The organism is Streptomyces sp. bgisy100, assembly GCF_057709105.1.
This window is the reverse complement of record NZ_JBYITE010000074.1, coordinates 1-23,758: the sequence shown is the minus strand read 5'-3', so window position 1 is coordinate 23,758 and position 23,758 is coordinate 1. Positions and strand designations below refer to the sequence as shown.

Genomic DNA, 23,758 nt, shown 5'->3' with positions numbered 1-23,758 from the left:
CCCCCCCCCCCCCCCCCCCCCCCCCCCCCCCCCCCCCCCCCCCCCCCCCCCCCCCCCCCCCCCCCCCGCCCCGGTTCCCGGGCCGGCCGGCGAACCGGGGCGCGCTGTCCCTCAGACCGCCTCCTGCTCCTGCTGTCCCTCCTGCTCCAGCCGCCGCTGTTCCCGCACCCGTACCGCGTGCTCGTCCGTCCGGACGTCGTAGGTCGTCAGCCGCGGCAGGGCGAGGGCCAGCAGCCCGACCGTCGCGACGCACAGCAGGCCGCCTCCCCAGACCGCGGCCTGCACCCCGGTCACGGCGGCCATGCCGCCCGCCCGCAGCTGCCCGAGGTGCGGGCCGCCCGCGTACGTCACCAGCTCGATCCCGGCGAGACGCCCGCGCAGCTCGGGCGGGACGGTCTGGTTCCAGATCGCCCGGCGGAAGATCCCGCTCACCGCGTCGCAGGCCCCGGCGGCCATGAGGCCGAGCAGGACGAGCCAGATGCTGTCGGTCAGGCCCGCCAGGGCCATCGCCAGACCGCAGCCGATGGCCGCGAGCACCACGGCCCGGCCGTGCCGGTGGACCCGTGACGTCCAGCCGCTGGTCAGGCCGACCACCAGGGAGCCGGCGGGCAGCGCCGCGTACATCAGGCCGAGCGCCCAGGGGACGTCCAGCGCGTCCGCCAGGAACGGGTAGACCGCCATCGAGAACGCGAAGAACGTCGCCGCGATGTCGACCACATAGGTGCCGAGCAGGTCCTTGCGGCTCCAGGCGTACTGGGCGCCCCGTGCGATACCGCGCAGCGACACCCGGTCCGCGTCGTGGGCGGCGGGCGCGGGCGCGAGCCCGAAGCTGAGGGCGATCGACACCGCGAACGTCACGGCGTCGAGCAGGTACGCCCACTCCAGTCCGGCGACGGTGATGACGACGCCCGCCAGGGCCGGGCCCGCGACGGCGCCCAGCTGCCAGCGCAGCGCGGTGAGCGCCGCCGCGGCCGGGATCTGGGCGTGCGGGACGACGCGCGCCGCCAGCGCCTCCAGCGCCGGACGCTGCAGCCCCGTCAGCGCACTGGTCAGTCCGGCCACCGCGTACAGCGGCCAGACCGCGGGGTCCGGCAGCATCGTGTTGGCCAGCAGGAGCACGGAGAGCAGGCCGAGCGCGACCTCGGTCCACAGGATCACCCGGCGCCGGTCGAGGGCGTCGGCCAGCGCGCCGCCGTACAGCCCGAAGACGATCAGGGGGACGAGCTGCACCACCCCGATCGCGCCGACCGCGAGGGTCGAGCCCGTGAGCTCCTTGATCTGGAGTGGTAGGGCGACCGTGGTCAGCGAGCTGCCGAAGACTGTCACCAGTCCGGCACACCACATCAGCCGGAAGTCACGGGAGGAGCGCCAGGGCGCCAGGTCGGGGAGGAAAGCAGCCACAACCGATCATCCTCAGCTGATTGACCGCGCTCGGACAACCGATTTACCAGCGGGCCGGTGGCGGTGTCAGCAGCTGTTCGGCGATCCGGGAGAGGCGGTCCCGGAAGGGGCGCCGGCTGCGCGGCGAGGGCAGGCTGTTCTCCCCGGCCGCCGCGCTGACGAGGTGCTGCACGGTGTCGAAGCCGATCCCGTCGGCGTCCCCGGTGTCGCCCACGGTTCCGTCCGCCTCGGGCACCTCCAGGGCCTCGTGCGCCAGGGCGTGCAGCTCCCGGCCCCCGCCGCCCAGCGTCAGCACCGTCGCCCCGCCCCGCCGCGCGTCGTGCACCCGCTCCAGCAGCCCCTCGCCCGGGGTGTCCGGCGCCGCGACGAGCAGGGTCTCCCCGCGCCGCGCCGCCTCGATCCGCCCCAGCCCGACGGCCAGGTGCGGCGGCTCCCCGGGGCGCACCCGGTGGCGCACCAGTGTGGGGGAGAGCTCCGGGAGCCCGGACCAGGCCGCCTCGTCGTCGAGGTGCGCGGCGAGGTGCCACGGCTCGTAGCTCTCGCTGCCGACCAGCAGCAGCCCGCCGCCGTGCGGGGCGACGGAGGTCCGCAGGGATCCGGCGAACTGCCGGGTGGCCGCCAGCCACTCGGTTCCGGCGAGGACTTCGCGCAGCAGTGCGACTCGTACGGCATCCATGGCCGCGGATCCTGCCGTACGGGTACCGGTCCTGCGCGGGGTCGTCGGCCGTTCACCCGAACGGGTGGCTGGGGGCGTCGGGCCGCGGGCGGGAGCCGGAGGGCCCGCGGCGCGCGGACTCCGGGCCCCTGCCCCACAGGTCCCGGCGGGGCCCGGATCCAGGGGGTGATCTCCCTATCGCCATACAGCCGCCAGGGGTGTTCGTCGGCCGGAGTTCACCCGCCGTTCCACGGGCCGGAGCAGTGCTGGCCGTTCGGATGACGGACCATGTCGCGTGCCTTGACGGCCCCTTGGGCCCTCCCTATGGTCACCGCAGGACAGAGGACGTCCTACGTCCGGTCGTCGGTACTCGGATGCCGGGTACTCGGATGCAACGGGGCATCAGGAGGACGGATGGCAGTCGGCGGGGCCGCCTACGAGGTGTCCGTCCCCTTCCGGGCCGGGACCGAGGGGTACGCGAGTTTCCGGATCCCGGCCGTCGTCCGCGCCGCCGACGGGGCCCTGCTGGCCTTCGCCGAAGGGCGTGTCGACTCCCGTGACGACGTCGGTGACATCGATGTCGTCCTCCGGCGCTCCACCGACGGCGGCCGCGGCTGGGGGCCGCTGCGGGTGGTCGCGGAGAACGGTGACGGCACGGCCGGCAACCCGGCCCCCGTGACCCTCGACGACGGCCGGGTCCTCCTCGTCCACGTGCGTAACGCCCCCGACGCCACCGAGCAGCGGATCCGGCGGGGCGAGGTCCCCGCGGCCGACGGGCGCCGCGTCTGGGTGCAGCACAGCGACGACCACGGCGAGACCTGGAGCACCGCCCGGGAGATCACGAAGTCCGTCAAGAAGGCGGGCTGGCGCTGGTACGCCACGGTCCCCGGCCACGCCCTCCGGTTACGCCACGGCCCGTGCGCGGGACGCGTCGTCGTGCCCGCCAACCACTCGGCCGCGCCCACCGGTTCCGACACCGGCGCCGAGGGCAGGTACGACGGCAGCCACGGGCTGCTCAGCGACGACGGCGGCCGGACCTGGCGGATCGGCTGGACCGACAGCAACCCCAACGGCTGCATCAACGCCAACGAAACGACCGCCGCCGAACTCCCCGACGGGCGGCTCTACATCAACAGCCGCAACGACTCCCCGGCCCCCGGCACCCGGGCCGACGGGTACTCCCGGGACGGCGGCGCGAGCCTGGAGAAGCCGCTGCGCCCGCAGGCCGGACTCACCGGCCCCGTGGTCCAGGGCAGCGTGCTGCACCTCGGCGAGCCGGACGTCCTGCTCTTCTCCGGGCCCGCCGACCCCGGCTTCCGCGCCCTGATGACCCTGCGGGCCAGCCGCGACCGCGGCCTGACCTGGCGGCCCGTGCACACCGTGGACGGACTCCCCGCCGCCTACTCCGACCTCGTCCGCTGCGACGACGAATGCGTCGGACTGCTCTACGAGACGGGCGACTTCAGCGCCTACACCACCATCACCTTCCGCCGCATCCCCGTAAGGGAGCTGTCATGAGCTCGAATGGCCCGGACCGCCGCGCGGTCCTCGGCGGCGCCGCCGCCACCGCGGCGGGCATCGCCCTCGCCGGCTGCGGCGGATCCGACGGCGGCGGGAAGAAGCCCGTTGCCCGCCGCAAGGGCGAGAAGATCACCCTGACCTTCTGGTCCTGGGTGCCCGGTATCGAGAAGCCCGTCGCCCTGTGGAACCGCACCCACCCCGACGTGCGCATCGCGCTGGAGAAGGTCTCGGCCGTCAACGGCGCCCAGTACGCGAAGATGCACGCCGCCGTGAAGGCGGGCAACCCGCCGGACCTCGCCCAGATCGAGTACCCGGTGGTGCCCAGCTTCCTGCTCGACGACGCGCTGCTGGACCTGGGCCCGTACGGCGCCGCCCGCGTCCGCCGCCGGTTCGAGGGCTGGCAGTGGCAGCAGAGCGTGTTCGGCGGCGGGGTGTTCGCCATCCCGCAGGCGTCCGGGCCGATGGGCCTCTACCTCCGCCGCGACCTCTTCGACCGGTGGGACGTCGAGACCCCGGAGACCTGGGACGACTACGAGCGGGCGGCCAAGGCCGTCCGGAAGAAGGGCGCCTGGATCGAGACGTTCGCCCCGGCCAACGGCAACCGCTTCGCCGGGTACGCCTGGCAGGCCGGCGCCCGCTGGTTCCGCACCCGGGACGACACCTGGGCGGTGCACATCGACGACGAGCCGACCCGGCGCGTCGCCGACTACTGGGAGTCGCTGGTCCGGCAGAAGCTGATCAAGACCATTCCCGACCGGCAGAACGCCTGGTACAAGGACATCCAGACCGGCACCATGGCCTCCTGGCTCGGCGCCAGCTGGGGCGACGCGCTGCTGGTGGGCAACGCACCGGACACCGCCGGGAAGTGGCGGGTCGCGCCGCTGCCGCAGTGGAAGAAGGGCGGGCACGCCTCCGCGAACTGGGGCGGCTCCACCACCTCCGTCTTCAAGGCCACCGCGTACCCGCAGGACGCCATGGACTTCGCGGTCTGGCTCAACACCGACCCCGCGTCCATGAAGCTCCTGATCGCCGGCGGCTACGGCTGGCCCAGCGCCACCCGCGGCTGGACCGGCGCCGATCTGGAGGGCCAGCGGGCCTTCTTCGGCGGACAGAACTACAGCGAGGTGTTCGCCGCCGCGGGCCGTGCCGTGGACACCAGCTGGCAGTGGGGCCCGGCCGTCGACACGCTCTACCAGCGGCTCGGCGACGCCTTCACCGCGGCGCTGGACGACCGCACCTCGTTCCGGTCCGTGCTCACCACGGTGCAGCGGCAGACCCTCGCCGACCTGAAGGACAAGGGCCTGAAGGTGGAGAACGGGTGAGGGCCCTCACCCGCGGCGAGGCACGCAACGCCCGTGCCGCGGCCGGCTTCCTGCTGCCCTTCCTCGCCCTCTTCCTGCTCTGCTTCCTCGCCCCCATCGGCTACGCCCTGTACGAGAGCCTGCTGCGCACCGAACGGTCCGGACCGCTCGGCCTCGGCGGCGGCCCCCAGGAGGTCTTCGCCGGACTCGACAACTACCTCCAGGCCCTGCGGAACGACGGATTCCTGGCCGGCTTCGGCCGGGTGCTGCTCTTCGGCGCCGTGCAGATCCCGCTGATGATCGGGCTCGCCACCGCCCTCGCCCTGCTGCTGGAAGCCGCCTCCGCCCGCTGGGTCGGCTTCTTCCGCACCGCGTTCTTCCTGCCCTACGGCGTGCCCGGGGTGATCGCCTCGATCCTCTGGGGGTTCCTCTACGTGCCGGGCATCAGCCCGTTCGTCGAACTGGCCCGGGGCGTCGGCTGGGACCTGGACTTCCTGTCCTCCGGCACCGTCCTGTGGTCCATCGCCAACATCGTCACCTGGCAGTTCACCGGCTACAACATGCTCGTCCTGATCGCCCAGCTGAAGGCCGTGCCGACCGAGCTGTACGAGGCGGCGCGGATCGACGGCGCCAGCGCCTGGCAGGTCGTCCGGCACGTCAAACTGCCCCTGATCCGGCCCGCGCTGGTCCTCACCGCCGTCTTCAGCATCATCGGCACGCTCCAGCTCTTCGCGGAACCCATGGTGCTGCGCCCGCTCACCCACACCATCGACTCCGGCTACACCCCCAACCTGCACGCCTACAACGAGGCGTTCACCAGCAACAACCAGCACGCCGCGGCGGCCGAGGCGGTGCTGCTCGCGCTGGTCGCCTGCGTCCTGTCCTTCGGCTTCCTGCGGTTCGTCGGACGGCGGGGGAGGGATGGCCGGTGACCCTGCTCTCCGAGGACCGGGCCCCCGAACCCACCCGGCCGGCCGGTGCCACCGGCGCGACCCCGGCGGGCCGGCCACGCGGGCCCTCCGTACCGCCCCTGCGCTACCGCGTCATCACCGCCGGGCTGCTCGCCGTCGCCGCCGGCTACTTCCTCGTCCCCGTGTACTGGCTCGTGGTGTCCTCGACCAAGAGCAGCGGGGACCTCTTCGGCAGCTTCGGCTTCTGGTTCGCCCACCCGCAGCCGCTGCGCCGGCTCGGTGCGGTGCTCACCTACGACCACGGCATCTACGTCCGCTGGTTCGGCAACAGCCTGCTGTACGCGGGTGTCGGAGCCGTCGCCGCGACCGCGTTCTCCGCCGCGGCGGGCTACGCCCTGGCGAAGTTCCCGTTCCCCGGGCGGGAGGCGGTCTTCAACGTCGTCCTCGCCGGGGTGCTCATCCCCGGCACCGCCCTCGCCCTGCCGCTGTATCTGCTCTTCAGCGAGCTGGGCCTGGCCAACACCTATGCGGCGGTGCTGATCCCGAGCACCGTCAGCCCCTTCGGGGTGTACCTCTGCCGGATCTACGCCGCCGCGGCCGTCCCGGACGCGCTGCTGGAGGCCGCCCGGATCGACGGAGCGGGGGAGCTGCGGATCTTCACCCGGCTCGTGCTGCGGCTGATGACGCCCGCGCTCGTCACCGTCTTCCTCTTCCAGTTCGTGCATGTCTGGACGAACTTCTTCCTGCCGCTGGTGATGCTGTCCGACTCCGCCCTCTACCCGGTGCAGCTCGGCCTCACCGGCTGGCAGGGCTATGCCGACCGGCAGCCGGAGCTCTACCAGTACACGGTCGGCGGCGCCTTCCTCTCCGTGCTCCCGCTGATGGTGCTGATGGGGGTGCTCCAGCGCTACTGGCGCACCGGTCTCACCGACGGCGGGGTGAAGTGAGGAGCGGGGGAAGGGCCGGGGGTGGGGACGCGGTGCAGCGGTGATGCGGCGGTGGGGGCGGGGCTTGGGTGCGGTGAAGTGGTGATGCGCAGTCGGACGGGCGCGGGCGCGGAGTGACGTATCGCACCGTGCCCGGCGCACATTGGGGCCCGGAGCCGCGTGGAGACCCCCCGTCTGAGCTGGCAGGATCACGGTATGACTACTCCAGACGCTGCGAAGAAAGCCCCCGCGAAGGACCCCTGGGACCTCCCGGACGTGTCCGGCCTCGTGGTCGGGGTGCTCGGCGGCACCGGCGACCAGGGACGCGGTCTCGCCTACCGGCTCGCCCGGGCCGGCCAGAAGGTGATCATCGGCTCGCGGGCCGCCGAGCGGGCGCAGACCGCCGCGACGGAGCTCGGCCTCGGCATCGAGGGCGCCGACAACGCCGAATGCGCGCGCCGCAGCGACATCGTGATCGTCGCGGTGCCCTGGGACGGCCACGCCAAGACGCTGGAGTCGCTGCGCGAGGAGCTCGCGGGCAAGCTCGTCGTCGACTGCGTCAACCCGCTCGGCTTCGACAAGAAGGGCGCCTACGCGCTGAAGCCCGAGGAGGGCAGCGCCGCCGAACAGGCCGCCGCGCTGCTCCCCGAGTCCCGGGTCACCGCCGCCTTCCACCACCTGTCCGCGGTGCTGCTCCAGGACCCGGAGATCGACGAGATCGACACCGATGTGATGGTGCTCGGCGAGGTCCGCGCGGACACCGACATCGTCCAGGCGCTGGCGGGCCGGATCGCCGGGATGCGGGGGGTCTTCGCGGGCCGGCTGCGCAACGCACACCAGGTCGAGTCGCTGGTCGCCAACCTGATCTCGGTGAACCGCCGCTACAAGGCCCACGCGGGGCTGCGCGTCACTGACGTCTAGAGCCGCGCGTCACCGACGTCCGGAACGGGGCGGTTCCGGCGGGGCCGGCAGTTCCGCGGCCCGGCGGTCCCGGTTGGCTTCGGCGGCTTCGGTGAGCCCGGCGGCGGGCCTCCGTGCCGGCGGCTCCGGGCCTGTTCGCGCCGCTTCCGGGCCTGCCGACCCCTCGTTCGCGCCGCTCCCGGGCTCGCCGGCTCCTCGCCCGCGCCGCTTCCCGGGGGTGGCGGTCCGGCGTGCACGGCTGTGGGCGTCCGCCGCGTCAGCGACCCGTGCGGGCCGGCCGCGGGGCGTGGGGGACAATGGCTGATGCCGTGCCCGGGGCAGCTCCCGGCCGAAGGCCCGGGGGAGTGCCGCCAGCGGCGCGCCGCCCGGTCACGGCACCGGACCGCATTCCGTCAGAGAAAGCCGACCCCATGCCCCGCCTCGCCATCTACGCCCTCATCGTCTGCGTGCTCGCCCTCGCCGCCGCGGTCGTGTCCTTCAGCCAGGGCAGCCTGCTCGGCATCGTCTGGATCATGATGGCGGGCGTCTCGTCGAACATGGCCTGGTTCTACGTGCGCAAGGCCCGGGCGGACCGGGCCGCCAAGGAGCGGAACGGATCCGTCACCGGCTGAGCCCGTCACCGGCCTGCTCTGTCACCGGCTGGGCCCGTCACCGGCTGAGCCCGGCACGGACTGGGCCCGTCACAGCCGGGGCTCATCACAGACTGAGCCCGGCACGGACTGAGCCCGTCGGCTGCGTCCGTCACAGGCTGAGCGGGGACTCCGGTTCGCCCTCCCAGAACCGGAAGTACTCCTGGCCCCAGTAGGTGTCCCAGCTGTTGACGCCGAGGGCGTGCAGGACCGTGTCCACCGCGGAGAAGAACAGCTGGTTGACCTCCGGGATCCACAGCACGCCGAACACCGCGATCAGACCGAACGGCGCGAACGGCTCCACCTGCCGCCGCACGCCCGCGGACAGCCACGGTTCGATCACGCCGTAGCCGTCCAGCCCCGGGACCGGCAGGAAGTTCAGGATGGCCGCGGTGACCTGGAGCAGCGCCAGGAAGGCCAGGGCGTACCGGAACACCGCCGGCACCCCGTCCACGGTCCCGAGCCAGAACGGCGCGGTCAGGACGACAGCGAAGGCCACGTTGGTGAGCGGCCCGGCCGCGGAGATCAGACTGTGCCGCACCCGGCCCTTGATCCGGCCCCGCTCGATGAACACCGCCCCGCCCGGCAGACCGATCCCGCCCATGATCACGAAGACGACGGGCAGCACGATGCTCAGCAGGGCGTGCGTGTACTTGAGCGGGTTGAGGGTGAGGTAGCCCTTGGCGCCGATCGAGATGTCACCGCCGTGCAGGGCGGTCCGCGCATGGGCGTACTCGTGCAGACAGAGCGAGACGATCCAGCCGGAGACGACGAACAGGAAGACGGCGAAGCCCTTGCTCGTCGAGAAGTTCGTCCACACCGCCCAGGCGGAGACGCCCATGATCGCGACAAGAGCCAGGAATACGGGGCTGACGCGGCGGTCACTGCGGGCGATGGCGGTTGTCATAGCCTCCTCAATCTTCCGGAAGGGGTTCCGTCTGCTGGCCGTGACGCCGGGCCGCGGCGCCCCCGGCAGACCGCCCACCGGCCGTCGTGCCCGTGGCAGACCCCGTCCCCGTACCGGCGGACCGCGGCCGGTGAGCGGTGGTGCGCGCCACAGTGGTTTCCGGCCGAATCCTCCGACGTCAACGCCGATGACCCTACCCGCGCCGCCCGTCCGGACCGCCTCCCCCCTCGTGGAGCCACGACCTGCGCCGGAGTCCACCGCCGGGACACGCCCTGGCACCGGGGCCCGGCGCCCGTACGGCCCGGGGTGGAGAGGGACCCGGGTGGGCGCATCAGCCCGGGGCGACTGCGGTTCGTCGCGTACCGGGCCGCCGCCTCGGCCGGTTCCCCGCCCCGCGACTGGCCGGCCCGCCCCTTCGCCGCTTCCGCGCCCGGCCAGCTGTCCGCCTGCGGGGGCGGACCGCCTCCGCCAACTGCCGTACCCGGTGGGCCCACTGGATGATCGTCGTCGGAAAACCCGGCGCGCCCGGCCCGGTGTTGCGGGCAGGCTGAACCCATGGCGATCTGGAAAATCCACTACCCCTCCTGGGAGATGGAGTGCTGCGGCACCCCGTTCTCCGTCGGCGACGAGGTCACGTGGATCGTGCAGCTGGAGTCCCCGGACGATCTGACGCCCGGCCTCTGGGACGACTGCTACAGCGAAATCGAGGGCGAATTCCACCCCCTGACCGGCGAGGACGGACCCGGCGCGGTCCTGCGGGCCGGCGGGCTGACCGCCCTCTGGGCGGCCCCGCCCCCGTACCCCGCAGAGCCTCCGCAGGCCTCCGAGCCTCCACAAGCCGCCGGGGCCCCGTATCCGCCCCGGGCGCGCCTCACCGGGCTGCTGTCCGTCAACGAGCACGGCCCGGAGCCCGAGGTGGTGCCGCAGACCACCGGCCGGGTGCGCGGCATCCAGGTGGTGACCAGGGGTTTCCGGGAATCCGCGCCGGGCTCCCGGACTCTGGTCCCGGTGCCGGGGGAGCTCCGGCTGCGGCCGGAGCAAACCTGTCCCAAGTGGTTCGCGGACGAGGTGCCGACGGAGCCCGGGGACACCGTCGGGCATCGCTCCGAGACGGGCGTTCTGGTCTCGCTGGAGACACCGGACACACCGGCATGACCCCGACCGGCCATCGTTGATCATCGGGGAGAATGACCCCGTGCGCTACGCCATACTCGGCACCACTCGGGCCCACCGGGACGACGGCTCCCCCGTCGCCCTGGGCGGCGTGCGGCTGCGCGCCCTGCTCACCGCGCTGGCCCGGCACCCCGGCCGGGTGCGCCCGGCGGACGCACTGATCGCCGAGATCTGGGACGGGGACCCGCCCGCCGACGCCACCGGGGCGCTACAGGCCCTGGTCGGACGGCTGCGGCGGGCCCTCGGCCGCGAGGCCGTCGGCTCGGCCGAGGGCGGCTACCGGCTGTGCGCCGCGCCGGACGACGTCGACCTGCACCGCTTCGAACGGCTCGCGGACGAGGGGGCCCGTGCCCTGGCCGGCGGCGACCCGGCACGGGCCGCAGCCCTGCTCGACGAGGCCCTCGCCCTCTGGCAGGGCCCGGCCCTGACCGACCTTCCCGGTGGCGGCGCCGGTGCGGCGGCGGCGCGGGCCGAGCTCCGCCGCCTGGACGCCCGCCGGTCCCGCCTCGCCGCCGACCTCGAACTCGGCCGCGCCGACCGCGCCCTGCCCGAACTGGCCGCCCTCTGTACGGCCGACCCCCTCAACGAACCCCTGCAGGCGTTGCGCATCCGCGCCCTGCGCGACACCGGCCGCCGCGCCGACGCCCTGGCGGCCTACGAGGAGGTACGCCGGACGATCGCCGACCGCCTCGGCGCCGATCCCAGCGCCGGACTGCGCTCCCTGCACGCCGAGTTGCTGAGCGACCGGCTCCCGCCGGAGGCCGTCGGTGCCGGTGCGCCGCGGTCCGCTCGGCCTGCCGCCCCCGGCACCGGGGAGCCGGTCGGCCCGCCGGACAACGATGCCCGCGCTTCGATGGACGCCGCACGGTACGTCCCGCCGGCGGCGGCCGCACGGCACATCCCTCCGTCGGAGGCCGCACGGCATGTCCCTGCGTCGGGCGCCGCGCCGTACGCCGCTCCGTCCCACGGCGCCCCGTACGCCGCTCCGCCCCAAGGCGCGCCGTACGCCCGGCCCTCGGGCGCGACCGCCCCGCCGTCCGGCGCCGGGCCGGACCCCTCGTCCCCGCACCCCTCGCCCCCGGGCGCCGGCCCGTACGCCCCTCCGCCGGACACCGCCCACCCGGGCCGGCCGGGCGAGGCGCAGCCGTCGGTGGCGGGGGAGGGGGACCGCGAGGCGCGGCCCCGAGCGGGGGAGCCCAGCGACACAGCGCCGGAGCCCAGCGGCGAACGGAGACCCGGCCCGCGCGCCGCCACCGCCCGGCCGGGCAACATGCGGGCGCGGCTGACCAGTTTCGTCGGCCGGGAGAGCGATCTCGACACCCTGCGCGGCGACCTCGCCGCCGCCCGGCTGGTCACCCTGCTGGGCCCCGGCGGGGCCGGGAAGACCCGGCTCTCCCAGGAGGCCGCGGAAGCCGTGGCCGACCACTGGCCGGACGGCGTCTGGTTCGCCGAACTGGCCCCCGTGGAGGACCCGCAGACCGTCCCGGAGACCGTGCTGACCACGCTCGGCGGGCGGGAGACCGTGCTCCGCGGCAGCGCCGCCGAACTACGCGCGGCCACCGATCCCACCGCGGCGGACCCGCTGCCCCGGCTCGCCGAGCACTGTGCGCGGCGCCGGATGCTGCTCGTCCTCGACAACTGCGAGCATGTGATCGGCGCCGCCGCCGAACTGGCCGAGTTCCTGCTCGTCAGCTGCCCCGACGTCACCGTGCTCGCCACCAGCCGGGAACCGCTCGGCGTGCCCGGCGAACTGGTCCGGCCCGTGGAGCCGCTGCCCGACCCGGTCGCCCTGCGGTTGCTCGCCGACCGCGGCGCGGCGGCCCGCCCCGGATTCCGCACCGAGGACGACCCCGAGGCCTGCGCCGAGATCTGCCGCCGGCTGGACGGGCTGCCGCTCGCCGTGGAACTCGCCGCGGCACGGCTCAGACTGCTCACTCCGCGCCAGCTCGCCGACCGCCTGGATGACCGCTTCCGCCTTCTGACCAGCGGCAGCCGTACCGTGCTGCCCCGGCAGCAGACCCTGCGCGCCGTCGTCGACTGGTCCTGGGACCTCCTCGACGACGCCGAACGGGCCGTCCTGCGCCGCCTGTCGGTCTTCGCGGGCGGCTGTGACCTGCCGGCCGCGGAAGAGGTCTGCGGGGACGGGAGCCCCGGGCCGGACCATCCGGACCACGGGTCCTCGGCGCACAGGAGCCCGGCCGAGCCGCTGTACGGAACCAGGACCGGACCCGCGGAAGGCCGGACCGGACCCGCGGATGGCCGGACCACCCCCGCGGAGCGCGGGACCGGTCCGGCGAACGGCTGGACCACCCCCGCTGACGGCCGGACCGTTCGCGCGCAACCGCGGCTGGGACCGCCCCCGTCTCCCACCCCGTCCCCGGGGTTCTCCACAGCCCCCGGACCGTCCGCCTCCCCAGGGATCCCCCGATTCCCCGCCCCCGCCGCACCGTCGCTCGACCCCCGGGACATCGCGGCCCTGCTCGGCTCCCTGGTCGACAAGTCGCTTCTCGTGGCGGAGCCGTCGGCCGACGGCTCCGGGATGCGCTACCGGCTGCTGGAGACCGTCGCCGAGTACGCCGCCGCCCGGCTCGACGAGGCGGCCGAACGGGCCGTGGTCGAGCACCGGCACCTGGTGCACTTCCGGGAACTGGCCCGCACCGCCGACCCGTTGCTCCGCGGCCCGGACCAGCGCCGCTGGCTGGAACGGCTGGAGCAGGAGCACGACAACCTGCGCATCGCGCTCCGCCGGGCGATCGCCGCCCGCGACGAGCACGAGGCCCTCTGCCTGGTGCTCTCCCTGGGCTGGTTCTGGCAGCTGCGCGACCACCGCACCGACGCCCGCTTCTGGTCGGCGGCCGCCGCCGAGCTGGGCCCCGACCCGTTCCGGACCCCCGTCGAGCCCGCGCCCGACCTCTTCGAACATCCCATCGACGCCCCGCCGCCGATGCCTCCCCACCTCCTCCAGGAGGCCCGCCGCGGGGTGCGGCTGCTCACCCTCGCCAACATGGAGGGCAACCTCGGCGACGCCGGCAGCCCCGCCATGCGGGAGGGACTGCGGGGCATGGTCTCGGCCTACCGTGCCGGGCAGCCGCAGACCTGCCGCGTCCCGGGCTTCATGTGGTACTACGCCGTGGTGCTGACCGGCGAGTTCGAGCAGCTGCGGACCACCGTCGACGCCGCGGTGGACGGCTGCCGCGCCTACGGCTTCACCTGGGAGCTCGCCTTCGTCCTGCAGTTCCGCGCCCGGCTGATGGCGGAACACCCCGGCAAGCAGCAGGTGGTCCGGCAGGACGCCGACGAGAGCCTGGAGATCTTCGTCCGGCTCGGCGACATGTGGGGCGTGGCCGAGGCGCTCTCCTCCCGCGGCGAGGCACGGGAGCGGTGCGGCGAGTACCGGGCCGCGGCCGAGGACTTCCGGGAGGCGATCCGCTACGCCCAGCAGCTCGGCGCGCTCGGCCAGGTGCCGCTGCTGCGGACCCGGCTGGGCGGGGTCCTCATCGAGGCGGGAGAGGACGAGACCGGCGAGCGGATGCTCCGTGAGGCGCTGGCCGAGGGCCGGCACTCCGGGCAGGACGCCACCACCTTCGCCCATCTCCAGCTCGCCGTCCGGCTCGGCCGCACCGGCCGCACGGACGAGGCCCGCAGCCATCTCGACCAGATGCTGGCCGAGTTCCGCCACCAGCCGCCCGAGCTCTTCGAAGGCGTGCTGCGGAGCCTCCTCGGCTGGCTGGACATCCTCGACGGGCGGCCCGAGGAGGGTCTGCGCAACGTCCGCGAGGCCCTGGTCAAGTCCCGGGACCCGCTCACCCGGATCGTCGCGCCCTCCATGCCGGTGGTCCAGCTGCTCAACGGCGCTCACGGCCATGCGGCCCTCGGCGGCAGGGACGGCGCGGAGCGGGCCGCCCGGCTGCTCGGCGCGTACGACGCCCTCATCCCCGACGGCCACCACGCCTCCGCGCTGGAGCGGGAGACCCGCGTGCGGGCGGAGGAAGCCGCCCGGGCCCTGCTGACCCCCGAGAGGTACGAGCGCGGGCGCACCGAAGGCGGCGGCCTCACCGTCGAGGAGGCCACCGCCCTGGTCTGAGCGGGCACGCCCGCTCAGGTCCGCTTGCGGAACTTCGCCACCGCCAGCGGCGCCGTCACCACCGTGATGCCCACCGCCCAGGCGAGGGTGACCATGACCGGATGGGCCACCGCGCCCTGCCCGTTCATCAGGGCCCGGGCCGCGTCCGCCAGCTGGGAGAGCGGGTTGTAGTCGGTGAAGCTCCGCAGCCAGCCGGGCATCGACGTGGGCGGCGCGAAGATCGACGAACCGAACTGCAGCGGCATGATCACCAGGAAGCCCAGCCCCTGCACCGCCTGCGGGGTCTTCAGGGAGAGCCCGAGCAGCATGAAGATCCAGGTCAGCGAGGATCCGAAGAGCAGCGCCAGGGCCACCGCGGCGAGCAGCTCCAGCGGGCCGGTCTTGAGATCGAAGCCGATGACGAAGCCCACGGTCAGCAGCACGACCGTGGAGACCAGCATCCGGCCGCTCTCCACCAGCAGTTTGGCGATCAGCACCGAGGAGCGGGCGATGGGCATGGTCCGGAACCGGTCCATCACCCCCTTGTTGAAGTCGTCGTTGACCCCGGTGCCGACCGACATCGCGATGTTCAGTCCGCCCATGGCCATCAGACCGGGGACGACGTAGTTGATGTAGACGTCCCGGTCACCGCCCAGGCTGCCGCCCACCGCGCCGCCGAAGACGTACACGAACAGCATCGTGAAGATGATCGGCATCAGCACGGCGTCGAACATCGACTCCGGGTCGGCCTTGATCTGCAGGGCGTTGCGGCGTACCAGCGCACCGATGTGCCGCAGGTTCGCGCGCAGACCGATCCGCCCCTCACCGGGGAGCTTCTTCGCGGACAGGGGAGCCCCGCCCGGCTGCACCGTGGTGGCGCTCATGCGGCGACCTCCTCGAGCTCGGGGGCCTCCTGGCCCTGCGGGGAGGTCTTCTGGCCGGTGAGGGCCAGGAACACCTCGTCCAGACTGGGCAGATGGGTGTCGATACCGGCGATCGCGAATCCCCGCTCGCCCAGCAGCCCTATCACCGCGGTCAGCTGCTCGTCGCTCACGATCGGGACGTTGACCAGGCCTTCCTCCACATCGGCGGTGGCGCCGGCGATGCCGTCGAGGCCCGCGTGCGCGATGGCGTCGACCATCGGCGTCAGCTGCCCGGGGTCGGCCGGACGGACCTGGAGGGTGCGGCCGCCGACCTTCGCCTTCAGCTCGTTCACCCGGCCCTCGGCGATGACCTTGCCGCGGTCGATGACGGTCAGCTCGCTCGCCAGCTGCTCGGCCTCCTCCATGTACTGGGTGGTGAGCAGCACGGTGGCGCCGTCGCCGACCATCCTCCGGACCTCCTCCCACACCTCGTTGCGGGTGCGCGGGTCCAGGCCCGTCGTCGGCTCGTCCAGATACAGCACCGCCGGGCGGCCGATCATGGACGCCGCCAGGTCGAGACGGCGCCGCATGCCGCCCGAGTACTGCGCGGCGGGGCGCTTGGCCGCCTCGGTGAGCGAGAAGCGCTCCAGCAGCGCGTCGGCCCGGCGACGGGCGTCCTTGCGCGGCAGGTCGAGCAGCCGCCCGATCATGTAGAGGTTCTCCCAGCCGGACAGCTTTTCGTCCACCGAGGCGTACTGCCCGGTCAGGCCGATGGTGCGGCGCAGCTGCCGCGGCTGCCGCACCACGTCGTACCCCGCGACGGTCGCGGTGCCGGCGTCCGGTACCAGGAGCGTGGAGAGGCACCGGACCAGGGTCGTCTTGCCGGCGCCGTTCGGCCCGAGGACACCGAGGACGGTGCCTTCCTTCACGTTCAGATCCACCCCGTCGACGGCGCGGGTCTCACCGAAGTGCTTGACCAGCCCCCGTACTTCGACGGCGTTGCCCCCACCGGGGCCGTTGTCGAGTCTCGTCATGGCCCTCACGGTGCCATGACCCACCGACAATCCACCGACAGGAGGCCGACAGCCCGCCTACGGTGCCGACAGCCCCACGACAGCCCCACGACAGCCCCACGACAGCCCCACGAAAGACCACCGAGGCCCGTCGAGGCCCGTCGAAGGCCGGGCGCGGCCGTTCCGGACGACCGGCACGGGCCCCACGACGCCGACAGCCTGCCGACGGGGGAGATCGGCAGGCTGTCGGCCGGGGGAGGGGCCGTGCGGCCCGTTCCCGCCGCGGCGCTGTGTACGGCAGCGGCTCGGCGCCGCGCGGATCCCCCGCTCGGTGGCTGCTCGGCGTCCTGCCGCCCGGCTCCGGCGGGGGAGCGGACGGCAGGACGGGAACGGTCAGTGGAAGCTGTGCTCCTCGGCCGGGTACGCGCCGCCGACCACGTCCTCCGCGAACGCCTTGGCGGCGCTGCCCAGGACCTCGCGCAGCTGCGCGTACTGCTTGACGAACCGGGGGACCCGGCCCGCCGTCATGCCGGCCATGTCCGTCCACACCAGCACCTGCGCGTCGCACTCCGGGCCCGCGCCGATGCCGACGGTCGGGATGTGCAGCGACCGGGTGACCTCGGCGGCCAGCTCCGACGGCACGAGCTCCAGGACCACCGCGAAGGCGCCCGCGTCCTGCACCGCCTTGGCGTCCCGCCGGAGCTGCTGGGCGGCCTCCTCGCCGCGGCCCTGCACCGGGTATCCGCCGTAGGCGTTGACCGACTGCGGGGTGAGGCCGATGTGCGCCATCACCGGGATGCCGGACTCGACGAGCAGCTCGATCTGGTGCGCCGAGCGCTCGCCGCCCTCCAGCTTCACGGCGCCGACACCGGCGTCCTTCACCAGCCGGGTGGCGTTCCGCAGGGCCTGTACCGCGCCCTCCTGGTACGACCCGAAGGGCAGGTCGCCGACGATCAGCGCCCGGCTGGTGCCGCGTACCACCGCGGCGGAGAGCATCGTGACCTCGTCCATCGTCACCGGGACGGTGGACTCGTAGCCGAGGTGACAGTTGCCCATCGAGTCGCCGACCAGCATGACCGGGATGCCGGACTCGTCGAAGACGGCGGCGGTCATCGCGTCGTAGGCGGTGAGCATGGGCCACTTCTCGCCGCGGTGCTTGGCGGCGGCGATGTCGCGGACGGTGATCCGCCGGGTGCCGGTGCCCCCGTACAGGGCCTTGCTGCTGTCCGCGCCGGGGGCGGCGGAAGAGGGCTGTTTCGAGGCAGGCGAAACGTGCGTCATGGCAACGGCTCCTTCGTCATCTCGAGGCGCCCTGACGGCGTCCCCGGACCAGCTCCATGGTGGCACCTGGTGCCCCGCCGGGAAAGGGGACGCGGACAGCTGTGGCCCGCGCCTCGTTCCCGGCCCTCGCAGGCTCCGTCCGGGGCTCTCCCGGGGGTTCCCGGGGTGCTCCGCGTCCGGATCCAGGCGCCCTCCGGACCGGCCCGCGACCTCTGTGGATCCGTTCCCCGGCCGCTTCCGGGCCGGTGCCGACGGCAACCGGACGACCGAGGCGAGTACCGGGCCCGCGGCGTCATTCCGATACGGAACGGCGCCGTATCGAAAGGTCCCGTAATGTGCTGAACATGGCGAATTCCATCGGCGCCACCGCCCCCCGCGGCGTTCCGGAGGACATCCACCGCCGCCGCTGGCTGATCCTGGCCGTGCTGATGTTCAGCCTGCTCATCGTGGTGCTGGATCACTCGATCCTGAACGTGGCGATGAAGACGATCTCCACCCCGCCCCCGCACGGGCTGGGCGCCACCCAGAGCCAGCTGGAGTGGGCCATCAACGCCTACACGCTGGTCTTCGCCGGCATCCTCTTCACCGCGGGCCTGCTCGGCGACCGCCTCGGCCGCAAGAAGGTCCTGCTCTACGGCATGGCCATCTTCGGCACCGGCTCGGTGCTCGCCGCGGTGTCCGATTCACCCGGACAGCTCATCGCCTTCCGGGCCGTCATGGGCCTCGGCGGGGCCTTCGTCATGCCCGCCACCCTCGCCATCCTGATGAACGTCTTCGAACCCGAGGAACAGCCCCGGGCCATCGGCTTCTGGGTCGGCGGCGTCGGCATCGCCATCGCGATCGGCCCGATCACCGGCGGACTGCTGCTCGAACACTTCTGGTGGGGCTCGGTCTTCCTGGTCAACGTGCCGGTCGTCGCCCTGGGCCTGATCGGGATGCTGCTGTTCGTCCCCGAATCCCGGGACCCCGAGCCCGGCGCCCTCGACCCACTGGGCGTCCTGCTCTCCATCGTCGGCCTCGTCCTGCTGGTGTACGGCATCATCCGCGGCGGCCAGCTCGCCGACTTCGGCGACCTCCGGGTACTCGGCGCGATCGGCGCCGGGGCCGCCGTCCTGGCCGGTTTCGTCGTGCACGAGATGCGCAGCGACCATCCGGCCTTCGACATGGCCTACTTCCGGAAACCGGCCTTCTCGGCGGCCGTGGCGGCCGTCTCGCTGGTCTTCTTCGCGCTGATGGGCGTCACCTTCTTCAGCGTCTTCTACACCCAGAGCGTGCGCGGCTACAGCCCACTCCAGACCGGCGTCCTGATCCTGCCGCTCGCCGCCACCCAGCTGGTCTTCGCACCCCGGGCCCGGCTGATCGTCGAGCGGTACGGGCCGCGGGTGGTGTGCACCGGCGGGCTGCTGCTCGTGGCCCTGGCCCTGGCCGGATTCACCCTGCTAGGCCAGGACACCCCGATCTGGGTCCTGGAGGTGCTCTTCTTCGTCCAGGGCATCGGGATGGCCCACACCATGCCCCCGGTCACCACTTCGATCATGCAGGCGCTGCCGCGGGAGAAGGCGGGCTCCGGCTCGGCCATCAACAACACCTTCCGGCAGGTCGGCGGCGCCCTCGGGGTGGCGGTGCTCGGCTCGGTGCTGTCCACCGGCTACCGGGCGGGCATCGAGGACCGGCTCCGGGTGCTGCCGCCGGGGATGCGGCACGCCGCGGGCGAGTCCATCGAGGCGACCCTCGCGGTCGTCGAACGCATGGGGCCGCAGGGCCGCTCCCTGGTGCAGCCGGCCCATGACGCCTTCCTGCACGCCATGCACACCACCGCCCTCGGGGCGTCCGGGGCCGCCCTGCTCGGCGCGGCCGTCGTGGCGCGCTACCTGCCCGGACGCACCCCGCCGCCGGACGGCCCGCGGGCCGGGGCCGGCCCGCAGGGGGCCGCGTCGGACACGGGGGCCGGTGCCGCGAGGGCGGACCGGTGACGGGGCGGGCCGTGGGCGGTGAAACGGCCGGTGCCGAGGCCGGAGCCCGGGCCGAGTCCGGGGTCCGGGCCGAGTCCGGGGTCCGGGCCGAGTCCGGGGCCCGCGCCGAGTCCGCCGAGGGGCGCGGGGCGGGGCCGGAGGCCGGGGCGGATCGCCGGGCCGCCGAGCGGCGCGGGCGCCCGCGGAACGCCGCCGCCGGCACCGCGATCGTCGAAGCGGTTCTCCGCCTTCTGGAGGAGGGCGTCACCGTCGGCGAACTCTCCATGGAGCGGATCGCCCGCGAGGCGGGCGTCGGCAAGGCCACCGTCTACCGGCGCTGGCCGGGCAAGGAGGCCCTGCTGCTCGACGTGCTGCACTCCCTCGACCTGCACACCCCCGAGCCCGCGGGCGTCTCGGTCCGTGACGATCTGGTGGTCACGCTGGAGTTCCTGCGGCGGCGCGGACTCGCCAAACGCTCCTCCGCGGTGCTGCGGGCCGTGGTCGCCGAGGTACGGGCACACCCGGCGCTCTGGAAGAAGTACCACGAATCGGTTGTCCAGCAGCGGCGCGAAGCCGTGCTCGCCGTACTGCGGCGCGGGATTGCCTCCGGCGAGGTGCGCGACGACGTGGACCTCGACGTTCTCGCCGATCTCTTCGTCGGGCCGATGCTGGCCCGGGTCGTACTGCAGGACTGGAAGGAACTGCCCCCGGGCCTGCCCGAGCAGATTGTGGACACGGTCCTTCAAGGTGTGCGCCCACCGGGCGGACCGGGTGTGCGCCCGCAGTCCGGACCGGACGCGCGTCCGGAGGGCGGACCAGGCGGCCGCCCGCCGGCCGGCCCCGATGTGCGCCCACAGGCCGGACCGGTCCGGGGCACGGACCCACCGGGCCGGAGAGCCCCGTCGCCGGGACCGTGGTGACCCCGGACCGGCCGGTCAGGGGGAGGGCTGAAAACCGCCGTTCCGGGCAGCAGTTCCAGGACGGTCCGCCGGGGCTCCGGCGCCGGTCCGCCGCCCGCGCCCCGCCGCGGCCCCGGGGACCGGGAACGGGCCTTCGTACCTCGGTGTTTGTCCAGGTTCTGTCACAGGGCCCCCACACCCGGGGCCGACCGGAACCCAGCCCCCGGAAGCGATCGTCCTCGTGGGAGAACCGACCACCCCGGGCGGCAAGGAACCCACTGGTCATCGCCTATGGTGCGTAGGCGGAGAGCGGCGCGAAGCAAGCGAGGAACGGCACATGACGCAGGCGTACACGACGGATACGGGTCACGGCAGCTCGGGCTCCGAGCGGACCGGCTCCCGGGCCCGACGCCTGTTCCGCGGCTGGCACGGTCCGGGAATCTGGCGCCGCGGCATCCTCCTCGCGGCGTTCGCCCTGCTGATCACCGGCGTGCTGGCCTTCCACTCCGAGGTCCCCAACACCGTCGGCAACCTCGGCAGCCTGCTGGAGACGTTCCTGCCGTGGCTGGGACTTTTCGTTCCGCTGCTGCTGGTGGCCGCTCTGCTGCGCCGGTCGGCGACCGCGCTCGTCGCACTGGCGGCACTGACCGCGGTGTGGCTGAACATGTTCGGCGGCCTCGTCGGCGGCAAGTCCGACTCCAAGGGCGACCTGACGGTGGCCACCCACAACGTGAACGCGGAGAACGCCGACCCGCAGGGCACCGCGGCCAACGTCGTCGACTCCGGAGCCGACGTCGTCGCGCTGGAGGAACTGACGGGCGAGGCGCTGCCGACGTACCGGAAGGCGCTCGGCGGCACGTACAAGTACCACTCCGTGCAGGGCACCGTCGGAGTGTGGAGCAAGTACCCGCTGAACGACGTCCGCCCGGTCGACATCAAGCTGGGCTGGACGCGGGCGCTGCGCGGCACCGTGCAGACCCCGGAGGGGGACGTCGCCGTCTACGTCGCCCATCTGCCCTCCGTCAGGGTCAAGTTCAACGCCGGCTTCACCGCAGGTCAGCGGGACGGCAGCGCGGCGGCCCTGGGCAACGCCATCGCGGGTGAGAGCGTGGACAAGGTGGTGCTCCTCGGCGACCTCAACGGCACCATGAACGACCGCGCGCTGGCCCCCGTCACCTCCCAGATGCGTTCCACGCAGGGCGCGTCGGGCGACGGGTTCGGTTTCAGCTGGCCCGCCGGGTTCCCGATGGCGCGGATCGACCAGATCATGGTGCGCGGTGTCGAGCCGGTGGCCTCGTGGTCCATGCCGGCGACCGGCAGCGACCATCTGCCGCTGGCGGCCTCGGTCAAGCTGTAGGGACGGTTCTGAGGGGGCGGTTCGGAGGCGGACGCCCGGAGGGGGCGTCCGGAGCGGGCCGGACGGGTCGGGCTGGACGGGTCGGGCTGGACGGGTCGGGCTGGACGGGTCGGGCTGGACGGGTCGGGCTGGACGGGTCGGGCTGGACGGGGCGGGGGTGCGCGGCCCGGTGGGATCGCGCACTTCGGGCCGGCCGGCTCGTGACTGCCCGGTGTGAGACCGCCCACTCGTTGACGCTCCGGTGCGCGGCCGGGCGCTGCCCGGGGGCGCGCCGTGGACCGGGCGAGCCGTGGGGGCGGGCGGGCGGTGGCCGGTGCGGTGTGTCCCGCGTGTTCCGAGGTGGGGGCCGGTGAGGGCCCCGGCGCCGGGGCGGTTGCGGGGGAGTGTTCGCTGCCGCGGGCGCGGTGGCGGAGAGGTTTGGCCTGTTCGCAAAGCGGAGTTCACGGGCCGGAACAAACAGGCTGGGAGACTTTGTTTCGTAAGCGAACTTACGAAACACTTCCCGTTCCCCTGCCCTGCCCCCGCCGTTCCGTGCGCAACCCCCGAAAGGTTTCTCCATGCCCCTGGCCTTGCTCGCTCTCGCGATCAGCGCCTTCGGTATCGGCACCACCGAGTTCGTGATGATGGGCCTCCTGCCCAACGTCGCGAACGACCTGGGCACCTCCGTGCCCACCGCCGGCTACCTCGTCTCCGCCTACGCCATCGGCGTCGTCGTCGGCGCTCCGCTCCTCACCGCGCTCGGCTCCCGCATCCCGCGCAAGCGGATGCTCGTCCTGCTCATGGGCCTGTTCACGGTGGGCAACCTGGCGTCCGCGCTCGCCCCGAACTTCGGGCTGCTGGCCGCCGGGCGGGTCCTCGCCGGGCTGCCGCACGGCGCGTTCTTCGGCGTCGGAGCGGTGGTCGCCGCCCGGCTGGTGGACGAGGGGCGACAGGCGCGGGCCGTCGCCACGATGTTCCTGGGGCTCACCGTCGCCAACATCGTCGGCGTCCCCGTCGGCACCCTGCTCGGACAGCAGCTCGGCTGGCGGTCGACGTTCCTGGTGGTGACGGGCATCGGGGTGCTGGCGATGGCCGCGCTCGCCCGGCTCGTCCCGCACATGCCGCTCGACGAGCGGGCCGGTCTCGGGCGCGAGCTGCGCGCCCTCGGCAACCGGCAGGTGCTGCTCGGGCTGCTGACCGCCGTCTTCGGGTTCGCCGGGGTCTTCGCCGTCTACAGCTACCTGGCCTCGATGATGACCGAGGTCACCGGGCTCGCCGAGACGTCGGTGACGGTGGTGCTGGCGCTGTTCGGCACCGGGATGACGCTGGGCGCGCTCGTCGCCGGACCGCTGACCGACCGGGCACTGCGGCCCACCCTCTACGGGTCGCTGGGCGCCCTGGCCGTGATCCTGGTCGTCTTCGACTTCACGGTGCACGTGACCTGGGCGGCGCTCGTGACCGTGGTGCTGCTGGGGGCGGTCGGCTTCATGACGACGACCCCGCTGCAGATGCTCGTCATGAACAAGGCCAAGCAGGCTCCCACGCTGGCCTCGGCCTCCAACCACTCGGCGTTCAACCTGGCGAACGCGGGCGGGGCGTGGCTCGGCGGTGCGGCGATCGCGGCGGGGTGGGGGTGGACGTCACCGACCCTGGTCGGGGCGGTGCTCGCCGTTCTGGGGCTGGGGATCGCGGTGGTTGCGGGGGTGCTCGACCGGGATGGTGGGGGGTCCGGGGCTTCCGGGGTTCCCGGGGGGTCGCGGGTGGTGGCTCGCAGTTCCGATCCGGTGCGGAGGGAGTGGGTCGGGTGAGGGGGTTGGGGCCGGGCCTGAGGCTGGGTTCGGGTTCGGGTCCGGGTTCGGCTGAGCGGGGTCCGGTTCGGGGCTCCGGGGCGGGGTGAGCGGGTGGGGCTGACCCCGCGTCGCGTTGACCCGGCCTTGCGCTGACACCGCCCTGCGCTGACCGTCACGCGGGCCGGGCCCGCCGGTGCGGGGCGAGAGGGTGCGCGG

17 protein-coding genes and 1 pseudogene are annotated in these 23,758 nt (G+C 73.7%); 12 read left to right on the top strand and 6 right to left on the bottom strand.

The genetic code is table 11. From position 1 onward, the window contains the following. Positions 1–111: 111 nt before the first annotated feature. Together AC3EQ1_RS29785 and AC3EQ1_RS29780 are read right to left on the bottom strand one after the other, a co-directional pair. Positions 112–1,401 carry an MFS transporter gene (locus tag AC3EQ1_RS29785; RefSeq protein ID WP_432097425.1) on the bottom strand — a complete coding sequence of 430 codons (1,290 nt, stop codon included), beginning with the start codon at positions 1,399–1,401 and terminating at the stop codon, positions 112–114. Positions 1,402–1,444: 43 nt separating this feature from the next. Continuing rightward, positions 1,445–2,077: a hypothetical protein gene (locus tag AC3EQ1_RS29780; protein ID WP_432097424.1), complete on the bottom strand. Its 633-nt coding sequence runs from the start codon at positions 2,075–2,077 to the stop codon at positions 1,445–1,447. A 393-nt stretch (positions 2,078–2,470) separates the two neighbouring features. Here AC3EQ1_RS29780 and AC3EQ1_RS29775 point away from each other — a divergent pair, with 393 nt between their 5' ends. The 6 genes from AC3EQ1_RS29775 (at position 2,471) to AC3EQ1_RS29750 (ending at position 8,247) form a co-directional block, all read left to right on the top strand. Next, positions 2,471–3,574 carry a sialidase family protein gene (locus AC3EQ1_RS29775; protein WP_432097423.1) on the top strand — a complete coding sequence of 368 codons (1,104 nt, stop codon included), beginning with the start codon at positions 2,471–2,473 and terminating at the stop codon, positions 3,572–3,574. Continuing rightward, entirely contained in the window at positions 3,571–4,899 is a 1,329-nt protein-coding gene (locus tag AC3EQ1_RS29770; protein WP_432097422.1) for an ABC transporter substrate-binding protein, read from the top strand. Before AC3EQ1_RS29775 ends, AC3EQ1_RS29770 begins: the two co-directional genes overlap by 4 nt. Continuing rightward, positions 4,896–5,810 (top strand): carbohydrate ABC transporter permease, encoded by a 915-nt coding sequence (locus tag AC3EQ1_RS29765; RefSeq protein ID WP_432097421.1) that lies wholly within the window; start codon positions 4,896–4,898, stop codon positions 5,808–5,810. Before AC3EQ1_RS29770 ends, AC3EQ1_RS29765 begins: the two co-directional genes overlap by 4 nt. A 98-nt stretch (positions 5,811–5,908) precedes the next feature. Next, positions 5,909–6,736 carry a carbohydrate ABC transporter permease gene (locus tag AC3EQ1_RS29760; protein WP_432097426.1) on the top strand — a complete coding sequence of 276 codons (828 nt, stop codon included), beginning with the start codon at positions 5,909–5,911 and terminating at the stop codon, positions 6,734–6,736. A 195-nt stretch (positions 6,737–6,931) separates the two neighbouring features. After that, positions 6,932–7,636, top strand: a complete 705-nt coding sequence (gene npdG / locus AC3EQ1_RS29755) for an NADPH-dependent F420 reductase (RefSeq protein WP_351515016.1) — start codon at positions 6,932–6,934, stop codon at positions 7,634–7,636. 410 nt (positions 7,637–8,046) lie between these two features. After that, complete coding sequence (locus AC3EQ1_RS29750) at positions 8,047–8,247, top strand: hypothetical protein (RefSeq protein WP_432097420.1); 201 nt, start codon at positions 8,047–8,049, stop codon at positions 8,245–8,247. A 130-nt stretch (positions 8,248–8,377) separates the two neighbouring features. Here AC3EQ1_RS29750 and AC3EQ1_RS29745 read toward each other — a convergent pair whose 3' ends face one another. Then, positions 8,378–9,172: a site-2 protease family protein gene (locus AC3EQ1_RS29745; RefSeq protein WP_432097419.1), complete on the bottom strand. Its 795-nt coding sequence runs from the start codon at positions 9,170–9,172 to the stop codon at positions 8,378–8,380. Positions 9,173–9,727: 555 nt separating this feature from the next. On the opposite strand from AC3EQ1_RS29745, the gene AC3EQ1_RS29740 reads away from it, so the two are divergent. Both AC3EQ1_RS29740 and AC3EQ1_RS29735 read left to right on the top strand, forming a co-directional pair. Continuing rightward, entirely contained in the window at positions 9,728–10,327 is a 600-nt protein-coding gene (locus AC3EQ1_RS29740; RefSeq protein WP_432097418.1) for a DUF6578 domain-containing protein, read from the top strand. A 40-nt stretch (positions 10,328–10,367) separates the two neighbouring features. Continuing rightward, positions 10,368–14,429 (top strand): AfsR/SARP family transcriptional regulator, encoded by a 4,062-nt coding sequence (locus tag AC3EQ1_RS29735; RefSeq protein ID WP_432097417.1) that lies wholly within the window; start codon positions 10,368–10,370, stop codon positions 14,427–14,429. A 14-nt stretch (positions 14,430–14,443) separates the two neighbouring features. On the opposite strand, the gene AC3EQ1_RS29730 is transcribed toward AC3EQ1_RS29735, so the two are convergent. From AC3EQ1_RS29730 to panB, 3 genes are all read right to left on the bottom strand, one after another. Beyond that, positions 14,444–15,292 (bottom strand): ABC transporter permease, encoded by an 849-nt coding sequence (locus AC3EQ1_RS29730; protein WP_432097416.1) that lies wholly within the window; start codon positions 15,290–15,292, stop codon positions 14,444–14,446. Beyond that, entirely contained in the window at positions 15,289–16,305 is a 1,017-nt protein-coding gene (locus AC3EQ1_RS29725; RefSeq protein ID WP_432097415.1) for an ATP-binding cassette domain-containing protein, read from the bottom strand. Before AC3EQ1_RS29725 ends, AC3EQ1_RS29730 begins: the two co-directional genes overlap by 4 nt. Positions 16,306–16,677: 372 nt before the next feature. Further along, on the bottom strand, positions 16,678–17,565 hold the full coding sequence (gene panB / locus AC3EQ1_RS29720; protein WP_432097414.1) for a 3-methyl-2-oxobutanoate hydroxymethyltransferase: 888 nt from the start codon (positions 17,563–17,565) through the stop codon (positions 16,678–16,680). Positions 17,566–17,909: 344 nt separating this feature from the next. On the opposite strand from panB, the gene AC3EQ1_RS29715 reads away from it, so the two are divergent. The 4 genes and pseudogenes from AC3EQ1_RS29715 to AC3EQ1_RS29700 all read left to right on the top strand — a co-directional run bounded on the left by AC3EQ1_RS29715 (position 17,910) and on the right by AC3EQ1_RS29700 (position 23,560). Then, positions 17,910–19,538: an MFS transporter gene (locus AC3EQ1_RS29715; protein WP_432097413.1), complete on the top strand. Its 1,629-nt coding sequence runs from the start codon at positions 17,910–17,912 to the stop codon at positions 19,536–19,538. Positions 19,539–19,549: 11 nt separating this feature from the next. Next, positions 19,550–20,275, top strand: a pseudogene (locus AC3EQ1_RS29710) (TetR/AcrR family transcriptional regulator); the annotation flags it as partial. A 478-nt stretch (positions 20,276–20,753) separates the two neighbouring features. Beyond that, the gene (locus tag AC3EQ1_RS29705) at positions 20,754–21,773 is read left to right on the top strand and encodes an endonuclease/exonuclease/phosphatase family protein (protein WP_432097412.1); all 1,020 of its coding nucleotides are present in this window, start codon (positions 20,754–20,756) and stop codon (positions 21,771–21,773) included. 557 nt (positions 21,774–22,330) lie between these two features. Further along, complete coding sequence (locus tag AC3EQ1_RS29700; RefSeq protein ID WP_432097411.1) at positions 22,331–23,560, top strand: MFS transporter; 1,230 nt, start codon at positions 22,331–22,333, stop codon at positions 23,558–23,560. Positions 23,561–23,758 lie beyond the last annotated feature (198 nt).